General features: G+C 71.9%; 12 protein-coding genes. 6 read left to right on the top strand and 6 right to left on the bottom strand.

The window, feature by feature from the left end; all coding sequences use genetic code 11:
• Positions 1–12: 12 nt before the first annotated feature.
• Together ADK54_RS43635 and ADK54_RS20570 are read right to left on the bottom strand one after the other, a co-directional pair.
• A complete protein-coding gene (locus ADK54_RS43635) occupies positions 13–621 on the bottom strand; it encodes a response regulator transcription factor (protein WP_078966500.1) in 609 nt (202 codons plus the stop codon).
• Between the two features lie 463 nt (positions 622–1,084).
• Entirely contained in the window at positions 1,085–1,702 is a 618-nt protein-coding gene (locus tag ADK54_RS20570) for a TetR family transcriptional regulator (protein ID WP_053727132.1), read from the bottom strand.
• Between the two features lie 235 nt (positions 1,703–1,937).
• On the opposite strand from ADK54_RS20570, the gene ADK54_RS20565 reads away from it, so the two are divergent.
• From ADK54_RS20565 to ADK54_RS20550, 4 genes are all read left to right on the top strand, one after another.
• Positions 1,938–3,263, top strand: a complete 1,326-nt coding sequence (locus ADK54_RS20565; RefSeq protein ID WP_053727131.1) for a glycosyltransferase family 4 protein — start codon at positions 1,938–1,940, stop codon at positions 3,261–3,263.
• A gap of 73 nt (positions 3,264–3,336) precedes the next feature.
• Positions 3,337–4,092, top strand: coding sequence for a class I SAM-dependent methyltransferase (locus ADK54_RS20560; RefSeq protein ID WP_053727130.1), 756 nt, complete (start codon positions 3,337–3,339; stop codon positions 4,090–4,092).
• Positions 4,089–5,165, top strand: a complete 1,077-nt coding sequence (locus ADK54_RS20555) for a prenyltransferase (protein ID WP_053727129.1) — start codon at positions 4,089–4,091, stop codon at positions 5,163–5,165. The genes ADK54_RS20560 and ADK54_RS20555 overlap by 4 nt, the downstream gene beginning before the upstream one ends.
• Before the next feature lie 88 nt (positions 5,166–5,253).
• Positions 5,254–5,850, top strand: a complete 597-nt coding sequence (locus ADK54_RS20550) for a hypothetical protein (protein ID WP_053727128.1) — start codon at positions 5,254–5,256, stop codon at positions 5,848–5,850.
• Here ADK54_RS20550 and ADK54_RS20545 read toward each other — a convergent pair.
• The 4 genes from ADK54_RS20545 to ADK54_RS20530 all read right to left on the bottom strand — a co-directional run bounded on the left by ADK54_RS20545 (position 5,847) and on the right by ADK54_RS20530 (position 9,581).
• Complete coding sequence (locus ADK54_RS20545; RefSeq protein WP_053727127.1) at positions 5,847–6,857, bottom strand: LLM class F420-dependent oxidoreductase; 1,011 nt, start codon at positions 6,855–6,857, stop codon at positions 5,847–5,849. The genes ADK54_RS20550 and ADK54_RS20545 overlap by 4 nt on opposite strands.
• 100 nt (positions 6,858–6,957) lie before the next feature.
• A complete protein-coding gene (locus ADK54_RS20540; protein WP_053727126.1) occupies positions 6,958–7,806 on the bottom strand; it encodes a DUF5336 domain-containing protein in 849 nt (282 codons plus the stop codon).
• Positions 7,807–7,950: 144 nt separating this feature from the next.
• Positions 7,951–8,931 carry an N-acetylmuramoyl-L-alanine amidase gene (locus tag ADK54_RS20535; protein ID WP_053727125.1) on the bottom strand — a complete coding sequence of 327 codons (981 nt, stop codon included), beginning with the start codon at positions 8,929–8,931 and terminating at the stop codon, positions 7,951–7,953.
• A 56-nt stretch (positions 8,932–8,987) separates the two neighbouring features.
• On the bottom strand, positions 8,988–9,581 hold the full coding sequence (locus tag ADK54_RS20530) for a class I SAM-dependent methyltransferase (protein ID WP_053727187.1): 594 nt from the start codon (positions 9,579–9,581) through the stop codon (positions 8,988–8,990).
• Positions 9,582–9,805: 224 nt separating this feature from the next.
• Between ADK54_RS20530 and ADK54_RS20525 the strand changes: the two genes are divergently transcribed.
• Complete coding sequence (locus ADK54_RS20525) at positions 9,806–11,965, top strand: acyl-CoA dehydrogenase (protein WP_053727124.1); 2,160 nt, start codon at positions 9,806–9,808, stop codon at positions 11,963–11,965.
• 15 nt (positions 11,966–11,980) lie between these two features.
• Positions 11,981–13,082: thiolase C-terminal domain-containing protein (locus ADK54_RS20520; RefSeq protein WP_053727123.1), on the top strand; the 1,102-nt coding region annotated here is incomplete at its 3' end.

Below are 13,082 nucleotides of genomic sequence, written 5' to 3'. Positions count from 1 at the left end.
GGGGCCGGCCCCTCACACCCACCCCTCCCCCTGGGAAATCCGTATCGCGTCGACCCGGTTGCGCGCGCCGGTCTTGCGGGTGATGGCGGCCATGTAGTTGCGCACGGTGCCGTTGGAAAGGTGGAGCCGGTGCGCGATGTCGGAGACCGAAGCTCCTTCCGCGGCGAGTGAGAGAACGCTCAACTCTCGCCTGGTGAGCGGCATTTCGGCCGCCCTGAGGAAACTGAAGCCGAGCGAGTCGTCGACGAACCGTTTCCCCTCGGCGACCTGTCTGATGGCGAAGACCAGGTGCTCGGGTGTGCCCCCCTTGTCCACATAGCCGCGTGCGTTGGCATCGGCGGCCCGTTTCAGCGGTCCCGGACGGTGAGCGTCGGCCAGCACCAGGAGTCGGCACTTGCCGGTGCCGGGACGGCAGCCGGTGAGTTCGCCGAGCGGTGCGATTCCATAGGACTCCGAACAGTCCAGGTCGGCCGCGCAGACGTCCGGGCTCAATAATCGCGCCAGCGCCGGGGCGCCGCGCCAAGCCGAATGCTGAACCTCCAGGTCGGGTTCGCGTGCGAGTCGTTCGGCCAGGGCCGACCTCAAGAGGCACGCGTCGTGCACGAGAAGTACCCGGATCACGTTTCCCAGCTCCTTCCAGACTTACCGCTACCGGCGCCTTCGTTGGGCACGCAACGATTCTGGGCGGCGGTTACCCCTGTCATGGTCCGGGCGAACGGATCGGTGGGGAGCACTGGGGGCGCGCACCCGCGCACGCAGGGCGCGCTGCGCGCTGGTGGGGCGCATGTCCTGGGGGGCGAGTCGTCCCCCAAATCCCCCTTCTGGCCAGGGAGTTGAGCCTTCCCCGGCTCGCGCGGCGGGGGAGCGCGTGCCCTCTGCGAGGCGGGCGGATTTTCGGGTGCGGGCCGGTGGGGGCTGATCGCGCCCACGCGGCGGAGCCGCAGAACGTCACAGCCCCGCGCCCCTTAGGGCCCTGCGCCTCGGCGGGTAGCGCGACACCCCCGGGTGTGCGGCTCGTCGGCTGCGGACCGTGCGTGGTGCGACCGGCCCCCACCGGCCCGCAGCGAAAGGCTTCCGCGGGGTGCTACGCCTTCGGGGGTGCGGTCAGGTCGATCAGCTTGCAGACCGTTTCGATGTCGATCTTGACCTGGGCGATGGACGCACGGCCCGAGAGCCAGGTGATCAGGGCCGAGTGCCAGGTGTGCTCGATGACCCGGACCGCCGAGAGCTGCTCCGGGGTCGGACGGTCGAGCCCCATCGCGTCCAGGATGATCGCCGTGGTCTGCCGAGAGACCGTGTCCACCTCGGGGCTCACCGAGCGGTCCGCGAAGGTGAGGGCCCGCACCATGGCGTCCGCCAGGTGCGGCTCGCGCTGGAGCGCGCGGAAGGCCCGCATGAGGGTTTCGGCCACCCGCTCCGCGGAGCCCTCGCCGGACGGCGGGTGCTTGCGCAGGGTGGAGTGCAGGTGCTGGAGCTGGTCCTGCATCGTGGCGACCAGGAGATGGATCTTGGACGGGAAGTAGCGGTACAGGGTGCCGAGCGCGACGCCCGCGGCCTCGGCCACCTCGCGCATCTGGACCGCGTCGAAGCCGCCCCGGCTGGCCAGCTGGGCGCTCGCGTGCAGGATGCGGCGGCGCCTGGCCTCCTGGCGTTCCGTCAGGGGAGGGGTGGCCGCGGTGGCCGCCTTGACTTCCGCTGTCATGTGTCCCGTTCCGTTTGTCCGGTTCTCTGCCACGGTGTTCGGCGGCCCAGCATGGCAGGGGCCCCGCCGTGGCGCGAATCACCTGATCCGGCTCTTACAGTCGCGCTACCTGCCGGTAGATTCGAAGCTCCTTGAGTGATCAAAGAACGCTCAAGAAGGATCAAGTCTGGAACTTGTTCTAGATTAGCGCGAGCGGTTACGCTCCGGCGAAACGCAGTGATGAAGGGGGCCGCGAGTGACCGCTGAGGCCATAGAGGCAAGCCCCCGCACCGGGGACGCCGGCCGTGAGGGCGAGCGCCCGCTGCGGATCGCGCTCCTCACCTACAAGGGGAACCCGTTCTGCGGCGGCCAGGGCGTCTACGTCCGCCACCTCTCGCGCGAGCTCGCGCGGCTCGGGCACAGCGTCGAGGTCATCGGCGCCCAGCCCTACCCCGTGCTCGACGAGGGCGTCCCGCTCACCGAGCTCGCCAGCATGGACCTCTACCGCTCGCCCGATCCGTTCCGCACGCCGTCCAAGGACGAGTACCGGGACTGGATCGACCGCCTGGAGGTCGCCACCATGCGCACCGGCGGCTTCCCCGAGCCGCTGACCTTCTCGCTGCGCGCCCGGCGCCACCTGGCCGCCCGGCGGGGCGAGTTCGACGTCGTCCACGACAACCAGACCCTCGGGTACGGGCTGCTCGGCGACGTCGGCGCACCCCTGGTCACCACGATCCACCACCCCATCACGGTCGATCGACAGCTCGAACTGGACGCGGCTCCCGACTGGAAGCGCCGCGCCTCCGTGCGCCGCTGGTACGGCTTCACGCGGATGCAGAAGCGGGTCGCGCGCCGGCTGCCCTCCGTACTCACCGTCTCCGGCACCTCCAAGGGCGAGATCGTCGATCACCTCGGGGTGCGCGAGGACCGCATCCGGGTCGTGCACATCGGCGCCGACACCGGCCTCTGGTCGCCGGACCCGGCCGTCGCCGAGGTGCCAGGACGCATCGTGACCACCTCCAGCGCCGACGTGCCGCTCAAGGGCCTGGTCTTCCTCGTCGAAGCCCTCGCCAAGCTGCGCACCGAGCATCCGGCCGCCCACCTCGTCGTCGTCGGCAAGCGCGCCGAGGACGGCCCGGTCGCCCAGGCCATCGGGAAGTACGGGCTCGGCGACGCCGTCGAGTTCGTCAAGGGCATCACCGACGCCGAGCTCGTCGACCTCGTACGGTCCGCGCAGATCTCTTGCGTCCCTTCGCTGTACGAAGGCTTCTCGCTGCCCGCCGCCGAGGCCATGGCCACCGGCACCCCGCTGCTCGCCACGACCGGCGGCGCCATCCCGGAGGTCGCCGGCACCGACGGCGAGACCTGCCTCGCGGTGCCGCCCGGCGACGCGGGAGCGCTGGCCGCGGGCCTCGCCCGACTGCTCGGTGACGCGGCGCTGCGCCGGCGGCTCGGCGCGGCGGGCCGCGAACGGGTCCTGGAAAAGTTCACCTGGGCCCGCGCCGCCCAGGGCACCGCCGAGCTCTACCGCGAGGCGATCGAGGCCCAGGGCCGTGTCCCGGCCCGGAAGCCCGCCAGGTGACCGGGCGCCCCGCGCCCACGACTACCGGCCGCTCCGCGGCCACAGGTGATCTCCATCGGAAAGGGCAGACCCCGTGCTGACCGTCGACTTCTCCCGCTTCCCGCTCGCCCCGGGCGACCGCGTGCTCGACCTGGGCTGCGGCGCGGGCCGGCACGCCTTCGAGTGCTACCGGCGCGGCGCCCAGGTCGTGGCCCTCGACCAGAACGGCGAGGAGATCCGCGAGGTCGCCAAGTGGTTCGCCGCGATGAAGGAGGCCGGTGAGGCGCCGGAGGGGGCGACCGCCACCGCCATGGAGGGCGACGCGCTCAACCTGCCCTTCCCCGACGAGTCGTTCGACGTCGTGATCATCTCCGAGGTCATGGAGCACATCCCCGACGACAAGGGCGTGCTCGCCGAGATGGTCCGCGTCCTGAGGCCCGGCGGCCGCATCGCGGTCACCGTGCCGCGGTACGGGCCCGAGAAGGTGTGCTGGGCGCTCTCGGACGCGTACCACGAGGTCGAGGGCGGCCACATCCGGATCTACAAGGCGGACGAACTCATCGGCAAGATGAAGCAGGCCGGCCTGAAGCCGTACGGCACCCACCACGCGCACGCGCTGCACTCGCCGTACTGGTGGCTCAAGTGTGCCTTCGGCGTCGACAACGACAAGGCGCTGCCGGTCAAGGCGTACCACCAGCTCCTGGTCTGGGACATCATGAAGACGCCCGGCATCAGCACCGTCACGCGGCTCGCCGAGCGGGCGCTCAACCCGGTCGTCGGCAAGAGCTTCGTGGCGTACGCGACCAAGCCGCACCTTCCCGCGCTCGCGGAAAAGAGCGCCGCCAAGTGACCTCTCCGGAGCGCACCGAACACCTCGTGCTGCCCGGGGTGCTCACCGCCGGGCAGGCCGGGCAGACGGTCGCCACCCTGCTCGGCGCCCAGCGTGCCGACGGCGCCATCCCCTGGTTCCGCGGCCACCACCTCGACCCCTGGGACCACACCGAGGCCGCGATGGCGCTTGACGCGGCGGGCGAACACGCCGCCGCCGAGCGCGCCTACGACTGGCTCGCCCGGCACCAGAACGAGGACGGCTCCTGGTACGCCGCCTACCACGACGGCGAACACGACCGGGTCACCGACCGCGGCCGCGAGTCCAACTTCGTCGCCTACATGGCGGTCGGCGTCTGGCACCACTACCTCGCCACCGGCGACGACACCTTCCTCGACCGCATGTGGCCCGCGGTCTACGCGGCCGTGGAATGGGTCCTCGCCCTCCAGCAGAGCGGCGGGCAGATCGGCTGGAAGCGCGAGGAGGACGGCAGCGCCGTCACCGACGCGCTGCTCACCGGCAGCTCCTCCGTCCACCACGCGCTGCGCTGCGCGCTCGCCATCGCCGAACAGCGCGAAGAGCCGCAGCCCGACTGGGAGTTGGCGACCGGCGCGCTCGCCCACGCCGTCCAGCACCACCCCGAGCGCTTCCTCGACAAGTCCCGCTACTCCATGGACTGGTACTACCCGGTCCTCGGCGGCGCGGTCACCGGAGCCGGCGCCAAGGCCCGCATCGAATCGATGTGGGACGACTTCGTGGTGCCGGGCCTCGGGGTGCGCTGCGTGCTGCCCAACCCGTGGGTCACCGGCGGCGAGAGCTGCGAACTGGCCCTCGCGCTCTGGGCGATGGGCGAGTCCGACCGGGCCCTGGAGATCCTCCAGTCGATCCAGCACCTGCGCGACCCGGCGACCGGCCTGTACTGGACGGGCTACGTCTTCGAGGGCAACCGCGCGGTGTGGCCGGAGGAGCTCACCACGTGGACGGCGGGCTCCCTGCTGCTCGCGGTGGCGGCACTGGGCGGGGACGAGGCGACGACGGCGGTGTTCGGCGGAGACCGGCTCCCGAGGGGCCTCGCACCTCACTGCTGCGGCTAGGACGACCCGTACGGAGTCGCCCGAGTGGCGCAGTGCGGCGGGCCGGGTGAGGCTGCCGGGGAGGCCGAAACATCCCCCGGAGGTCATCGTGCCCAGTACGTTCCCCATCCGCCGCATAGTCGTGGCGGTCGTCCTTTCCTGCACCGTCCTGGTGTCGACGACCGCCTGCGGAGGAGAGACCAGAACCCCCCAGAGCACCAGCCAGAACGCCGCTGAGAAGGCCGCCGCCCCGGTCGCGGCCCAGAGCAGCGCGTCGCCGACCGCGTCGGCCGAGCGGCAGAGGCTCGCCAAGACGCGCTTCGTCGCCAACGCGGGGCTCGCCGCGGGTGCCGCCTACCAGTGGATCGTGAAGCCGTTCAAGGCCGGCAAGTTCAAGAAGGGCGCCAAGGGCCGTACGTTCGCCCTCGTCAAGGCGGGCCTGGCCGGCGCGTTCACGTACAACCGCCTGAAGGCCGCCACCGAGAACGCCAAGGGCGACCCCTTGCTCTCCAAGGCCCTCGCGCCACTGTCCTCCGGCATCGACTCCCTCAAGGACCTGGGCGGCAAGCTGCGCAAGGGCGACGCGAGTGACGCCGATGTCGGCAAGTTCGAGAACGTGATCGGCGGCGTCAAGGACGCGGGCCAGAAAGCGGGCGCGCCGGTTACGGACCAGGTGCCCTCAGCCAGTCAGCTCAGCGGCGGCTAGGCGTTCAGGTCGGCCAGTACGCGCAGCGTGTTCGGGTCCGGTGAGGTGACCAGCAGGTCCGTCACCGGGCCCTTGCGCCACAACTCCAGGCGTTCCGCGATGCGTTGGCGGGGGCCCACCAGGGAGATCTCGTCGGCGAAGGCGTCCGGCACGGCCAGGACCGCCTCGTCGCGGCGGCCCGCCAGGAACAGGTCCTGGATGTGGCGGGCCTCGTCCCCGTACCCCATGCGGGCCATCAGATCGGCATGGAAGTTGCGGGCGGCGTGGCCCATGCCGCCGATGTAGAAGCCCAGCATCGCCTTCACCGGGAGCAGCCCCTCGGCGACGTCGTCGCACACGTGGGCCCGCACCATGGGGGCGACCAGGAAGTCGTCGCGCAGCCCCGTCAGCGCGGTGGCGTACGCGTCGGTGCGGGTCGGCGACCAGTACAGCGGGAGCCAGCCGTCCGCGATGCGGGTCGTCTGGGCGATGTTCTTGGGGCCCTCGGCGCCCAGCAGTACGGGGATGTCCGGGCGCAGGGGATGGGTGATGGTCTTGAGCGGCTTGCCCAGGCCCGTACCGTCCGCGCCGCCGTACGGATGCGCGTGGAAGCGGCCGTCGAGCTCGACCGGGGCCTCACGGCGCAGCACTTGGCGGATGACGTCGACGTACTCCCGGGTCGCGGTGAGCGGGCTGGAGGGGAACGGGCGGCCGTACCACCCCTCGACGACCTGCGGCCCCGAGAGCCCGAGGCCCAGCATCATCCGGCCGCCCGAGAGGTGGTCCAGGGTGAGGGCGTGCATGGCGGTGGCGGTGGGGGTGCGCGCGGCCATCTGCGCGACCGCGGTGCCGAGCCTGATGCGGGAGGTGTGCGCCGCGATCCAGGTCAGCGGGGTGAAGGCGTCCGAGCCCCAGGCCTCCGCCGTCCACACCGAGTCGTAGCCGAACTCCTCGGCCGCGCGGGCGAGTTCCAGGTGGCCGGGGTTCGGGCCGCGCCCCCAGTAGCCGAGTGCCAGTCCCAGGCGCATGTGCCGTCCCCTCCCAGTGATCTGACGATCCGTCAGGGGACTGTAGGGCAACGGTCCCCCGCCCGGAAGGGGGCGGGGGGCCGTTGAAGTGCCGGGCGGATCAGCCGCGCTGGATGCCCGTGGTGTCCTGGAGGACGCCGCGGCGGCCGTCCTGCGTCTGGGCGACCAGGCCGGGGCCGCGCTGGTCGACGGCCAGGTACCAGGTGCCGGGGGCGAGTTCGGCGATCGGGGTGGGCGAGCCGTCCTCCGCGTACAGCGGGCGGGCGACGGGCACCGCGAACCAGAACGGGGCGAAGTCGCCGGCCGGGGCGGCCGGGGCCTGGCTGTCCTTGTTCAGGTCCGCGGCCGGAGCCGGGGCCTGCGCGCCGAACGGCTGGGCCTGGGCCTGCGGCTGGCCGCCGAGGCTCGGGTCACCGGGCTGCGCGCCGTACGGCTGCTGGGCGCCGGGGTAGCCGTAGCCACCGGCCGGCTGGGCCGCGCCCGGGTAGCCGTAGGGCTGCGGGGCGGCCGGGCTCGGGGCGCCCATCAGCGGCGCCTTGAGCGCGGCGACCAGCGGCGAGGCCACGGCGGCCGCGGCGAGCGCCAGCGTGGCGATCAGGCCGAGGATCATGCCGGCGCCGGAGCCGTGCGCGTCGATGATCGTCCAGAACGCGGTCCACGCGGCGAAGACCGTGAACGCCACGCCGAACTGCGTGAGGTCCAGACCCGCGACCTTCTTCGGCTGCGGCAGCGAGCGGCCCACGACCACAAGCACCGCACCGATGATGCCTGCCAGGTACATGCTCATCAGGAGCGAGAGCGAGTCCCAGGCGTTCGGCGCGTCCACGCTGGGGCAGAACTGGCCGGAGCAGCTCGGAGCGGACGTGAGATTCAGGAACGAGGCGATGAACAGCACCACCGCTGCACCGATCACCACGCCGTCGCCTCGTGTGAGGGAGCGGATGTTCACGTAAAAGTCCTCTTTTATGTCGTCTCGTCGGGGCGGTCATCGCTGCCGCCGGTGTACGTGCACACGGCGTGAAGCTCTAGGTGGTTCCCCCTGTGCGGAAGAATCTATCGTCTGGCCCTGTGGGCCGTACGGCGGGTCGGGAGCCTACCCGCCCAGGAACGCCATAATGCCGTCGGCGATCCCCTGGGCCGCCTTCTGGTGCCAGTCCGCGCTCTTGAGAAGTGCCGAATCCCGGGAATCGCGCATGTTGCCGCACTCGATGAACACCTTCGGGACGGTCGACAGGTTGAGGCCGCCGAGGTCGCTGCGGACGTCCAGGGCGGTGCCGTCGCCCACGTAGTTGGACGCGTTCATGCCCGTGTCCTGGACGAACTTCCCCGCGATCCGCACACCGAGTTCACGCGAAGGCCCCACGATCGGGGCGGTGTCGGCGGCCCCGCCCTTCACCTTCGCGGGCAGGATCACGTGGAAGCCGCGCTGTCCCTCGTCCGCGCCGTCCGCGTGCACCGACACGACGGCGTCCGCCTTCGCCTGATTCCCGATCCGGGCCCGCTCGTCCACACAGGGGCCGAATGTCCGGTCGCCGTCCTGGGTGAACACGACCTTCGCGCCCTGCTTTTCCAGGATCGCCCTGATTCGGTGCGACACATCGAGCGTGAACTCGGCTTCCGTATAACCGTCGTTGGTCTCGGTGCCGGTGGTGTCGCATTCCTTCTTGTTCGTTCCGATGTCCACCGGCTCATTGATCTCTTCTGTATGCCGGAAATTATTCGGATTGTGACCCGGGTCGATGACGACGGTCTTTCCGGTGAGCGGTCCGACGCCGGATCCGCTCTTGGACGCGGCGGGCGCCGAGGGGGTGCCGGGGCCGCCGCTCGGCGGAGAGGAGGCCGTCACGGTCACCGTCGCGGCGCCGGCCCCAGGAAGCGCGGACGGTGCCGAGTGGCTCGGCAGGGGGAGCACCTTCGGCGGCTTGTTGTCCTGGCCGCCCGGGCTGCTCATCGCCTGCCAGACGAGCCAGCCCGCGAGGGCGGTCGGCGCGAGGGCTGCGAGGGCGACGAGGGCCCGGCCGCGCACACGGCGCGACCGGCTGTCCGGATTCGATGACTCGCTGTCGTACGGCACGAGGCGATGCTAGCCGCGCGCCCCTCCAGGACCCGGGCACTCGGCGTCCCGAAGTGTCACAGCGCGGCGGACGTGCGGCGCAGCACCCGCAGCGAGTCGGTCGCCGAGACCTCGGTGAACGCGCCGGACTCAAGGGCCCGCAGGTAGATGCGGTACGGGGCCTGGCCGGTGAACTCGTCCACCGGGTCGGGGAAGACGTCGTGGATGACCAGCGTGCCGCCCTCGGCGAGCTTCGGTGCCCAGCCCTCGTAGTCGGCCGTGGCGTGCTCGTCGGTGTGCCCGCCGTCGATGAACACGAAGCCGAGCCGCCCGCCCCACACCCGCGCCACCTGCGGCGAGCGCCCGACCACCGCGATCACGTGGTCCTCCAGACCCGCCGCGTGCAGGGTCCGCCGGAAGGTGGGCAGCGTGTCCATCCGCCCCACCTCCGGGTCGACGACGGTGGGGTCGTGGTACTCCCAGCCCGCCTGCTGCTCCTCGCTGCCGCGGTGGTGGTCGACGGTGACCGCGACCGTGCCGCTCTCGCGGGCGGCCTCGGCGAGCAGGATCGTGGAGCGCCCGCAGTAGGTGCCGACCTCCAGGAGCGGCAGTCCGAGCGCGCCGGCCGCGGCCGCCGCCTCGTACAGCGCCAGGCCTTCCCGTACGGGCATGAAGCCCTTGGCCGCCTCGAAGGCGGCCAGGATCTGAGGCTTGGGAGTGGCCACGGCCCGGCTCCTTTGGGTCGTACGTGTGTGGGCGGTCCATGGTGCCGTACGCCGCCGGAGCCGCCCCCGGCGGGCGGGGTTCCGAAGGTCACGGCGATCTGACCTTCCGTCAGATTGAAACGTGTTCTACTCTTGCGCCGTTCCGGGACCGGCGACGGGTGAGGGCGTCCATGGGCATCGCGATCACGCAAGAACAACGGGAGCTCGCGGAGGCGGTACGCGGCTGGCTGGCGCGGGCTGTGCCCGTCGAGGAGGTGCGGGGGCTCCTGGACGCGCCCGAAGCGGCCGGGGCCCGCCCGCCGTTCTGGGACGGGCTCGCCGAACAGGGGCTGCTCGGCATCCACCTCGGCGAGAAGTTCGGCGGGGGCGGCCTTCCCGAGCTGGCCGTCGTCCTGGAGGAGGCCGGGCGCGGGCTGCTGCCGGGGCCCTACCTGCCCGGGGCGCTCGCCGCCGAGCTGCTGCGCCGTGCCGGGCGGCACGAGGGGCTGGTCGCGGACATCGCCGAGGGCCGCAGGACGGCAGCCGTGGCGCTCGGCGCGGGCACGCTCACCGCCGTCGGCTGCGAGGGCGGCTGGCTGCTCGACGGGACCGCGCCGCCCGTACTGGCCGCCGGGCAGGCCGAGTTGGTGGTCCTCGCGGCCGAGGCGCATCACCGGACGCTGTGGCTCGCGGTGGACGCCGAGGACCTGCGCATCCGCACCCACGCGAGCACCGACCCGACCCGCCCCACCGCGGAGGTGCGGGCCGACGCCGTCGTGGTCGACGCGGGCCGGGTCCTGGACGTGGACTCCGCGCTGGTCCGCGACCTCGCGGCTGTCCTCTTCTCCGCCGAGTCCTGCGGCACGGCGGCCGGCGCCCTGGACATCGCGGCCGAACACGCCAAGGTCAGGGAGCAGTTCGGCCGCCCCATCGGCCGGTTCCAGGCGATCAAGCACCTGTGCGCGGACATGCTCGTACGCCTCGAACAGGCCCGCGCCCTGGTGTGGGACGCGGCCCGCGCCGTGGACGAGCCCGCCGAAGTGCGGGGCCTGGCCGCCTCCCTCGCCGCCACGGCGGTGGAGACCGCCTGCACCTGCGCCAAGGACTGCGTCCAGATCCTCGGCGGCATCGGCTTCACCTGGGAGCACGACGCCCACCTGTATCTGCGCCGGGCCCTGGTCGCCCGCCAGCTCCTCGGCGCCGGCGACACCCACCGGCTGCGGGCGGTCCGCCTCGCGAGCGGCGGCGCCCGCCGGGAGCTGCGGATGGAGCTGCCGCCGGAGGCCGAGAACTTCCGCGGCCCCGCCCGCGCGGTGATCGAGGGCGTACGGCATCTGGACCCCGGCGCGGTGAGGCGAGCTCTCGCACCCACCGGATACGCGGCCCCGCACCTGCCCGCCCCGTACGGACTGGGGGCGGGCCCGGTCCAACAACTCGTCATCCAGGAGGAGTTGAGGCGATCCGGGGTCAAAGTGAGCGACCTGGGGATAGCCACCTGGGTGGTCCCCTCCCTCCTCGCGTACGGGACCGGGCCCCAGCAGGACCGCTTCCTCGGCCCCACCCTGCGCGGCGAGCTGCTGTGGTGCCAGCTGTTCTCCGAACCCGGCGCGGGCTCCGACCTCGCCTCGCTGCGCACCAAGGCCGAGCGCACCCCCGACGGCGGCTGGCGCATCACCGGCCAGAAGGTGTGGACGAGCGCCGCGCAGTGGGCGGACTACGGCATCCTGCTGGCCCGCACCGACCCCGACGCCCCCAAACACGAGGGCCTCACGTACTTCCTCGTCGACATGAAGCGAACGAACGGGATCGACATCCGCCCCCTGAAGGAGATCACCGGGGACTCCCTCTTCAACGAGGTGTACTTCGACGGGGCGCTGCTGCCCGCCGACGCCGTCGTGGGCGAGGTGAACGGCGGCTGGCGGGTCGCCCGCAACACCCTGGGCAACGAACGCGTCCACATGGCCGACCAGTTGACCTTCGACACCGGCCTCGAAGCGCTGATCGCCCGCGCCGGGGAGCTCGACGGGGCGTACCGGGCGCGGATCGGCGCGCTGGCCGCCGAGGCGCACGCGCTGGCCTGCATCGGCCTTCGCACGACCATGCAGCAGACCCTGGGCCTGGAGCCGGGCGCGGGGGCCAGCGTCCGCAAGCTCGTCCAGACCCCGCACCAGCAGAAGATCGCCGAACTCGCCCTTGAGCTCCTCGGCCCCGAGGGCGCGGTCGCCGAGGGCCCCGGAGGGCGGGCCGTGCACGGCTTCCTCATGTCGCGCTGCCTGACCATCGCGGGCGGCACCACCCAGGTCCAGCTCAACGTCGTCGCCGAGCGCATCCTCGGCCTGCCCCGAGACTGAAGGGTCCCCCTTGACATGAAGAGCTACATCGTCGGTGTAGGCATGACCAAGTTCGAGAAGCCGGAGTCCCGGGACTGGCAGTACTGGGACATGGCGAAGGAGGCGGGGAGCGCGGCGCTGGCGGACGCGGGCATCGACTACGGCTCGGTGGAACAGGTCCCGGTCGGCTACTGCTTCCAGGCGTCGACCGCGGGCCAACGGGCGGTGTACGAACTGGGGTTGACGGGCGTGCCGGTCTACAACGTCAACAACAACTGCGCGACGGGGTCCAGCGCGCTGATGCTGGCGCGGCAGTTCGTGGAGGGCGGCATCTCGGACTGCGTACTGGCACTGGGTTTCGAGAAGATGAAGCGGGGCGCGCTGGGCGGCGGCTCGGACGGCGGCGACTTCGCGACCTCGCCGGTGGCCCGCCACTACGGCATCATGGCGGCCCGCCACGGCTTCGAGATGACGCCGCCCACCGCGCAGATCTTCGGAAACGCGGCGCGTGAGCACATGGAGCGGTACGGGACGACCGCGGCGCAGCTCGCCGCGGTGGGCGCCAAGAACCACCGGCACTCGGTGAACAACCCCAACGCGCAGTTCCAGGACGCGTACTCGGTGGAGGAGATCCTCGCCGCGAAGGAGATCCACCGCCCGCTGACGAAGCTGCAGTGCTCGCCGACGTCGGACGGGTCGGCGGCGGCGGTCGTGGTCTCGGAGCGATTCGTGGACCGAAATGGCTTGAGGGGCAAGGCAGTTGAGATAGCGGGCCAGTCGATGACGACGGACACGGAGGAGTCGTTCGCCTCGGGGAGCTGTATCGACGCGGTGGGGGCGCCGATGTCGCGATCGGCGGGGCGGCAGGCGTTCGCCGCGGCGGGCCTGGGCATCGAGGACGTCGATGTGATCGAGCTGCACGACTGCTTCTCGATCAACGAGCTTCTGACGTATGAGGCGTTGGGGATGTGCGGGGCGGGAGAGTCCGGGAAGCTGATCGAATCCGGGGCGACGACGTACGGCGGGCGCTGGGTGGTGAACCCGTCCGGCGGCCTGATCTCGAAGGGACATCCGCTGGGGGCGACGGGGCTCGCACAGGCGGCGGAGCTGGTGTGGCAGTTGCGGGGGGAGGCGGGGG

The sequence above is a fragment of the Streptomyces sp. WM6378 genome (assembly GCF_001279695.1).
Lineage (GTDB): Bacteria > Actinomycetota > Actinomycetes > Streptomycetales > Streptomycetaceae > Streptomyces.
This window is presented reverse-complemented; position numbering and strand designations above follow the sequence as displayed.

Bases quoted from the DNA above. Each gene is read 5' to 3' on its own strand.
- ADK54_RS20570 (WP_053727132.1), bottom strand. From the start codon at position 1,702: ATGACAGCGGAAGTCAAGGCGGCCACCGCGGCCACCCCTCCCCTGACG.
- ADK54_RS20530 (WP_053727187.1), bottom strand. From the start codon at position 9,581: ATGCCCGTACGGGAAGGCCTGGCGCTGTACGAGGCGGCGGCCGCGGCC.
- ADK54_RS20525 (WP_053727124.1), top strand. From the start codon at position 9,806: ATGGGCATCGCGATCACGCAAGAACAACGGGAGCTCGCGGAGGCGGTA.
- ADK54_RS20545 (WP_053727127.1), bottom strand. From the start codon at position 6,857: ATGCGCCTGGGACTGGCACTCGGCTACTGGGGGCGCGGCCCGAACCCC.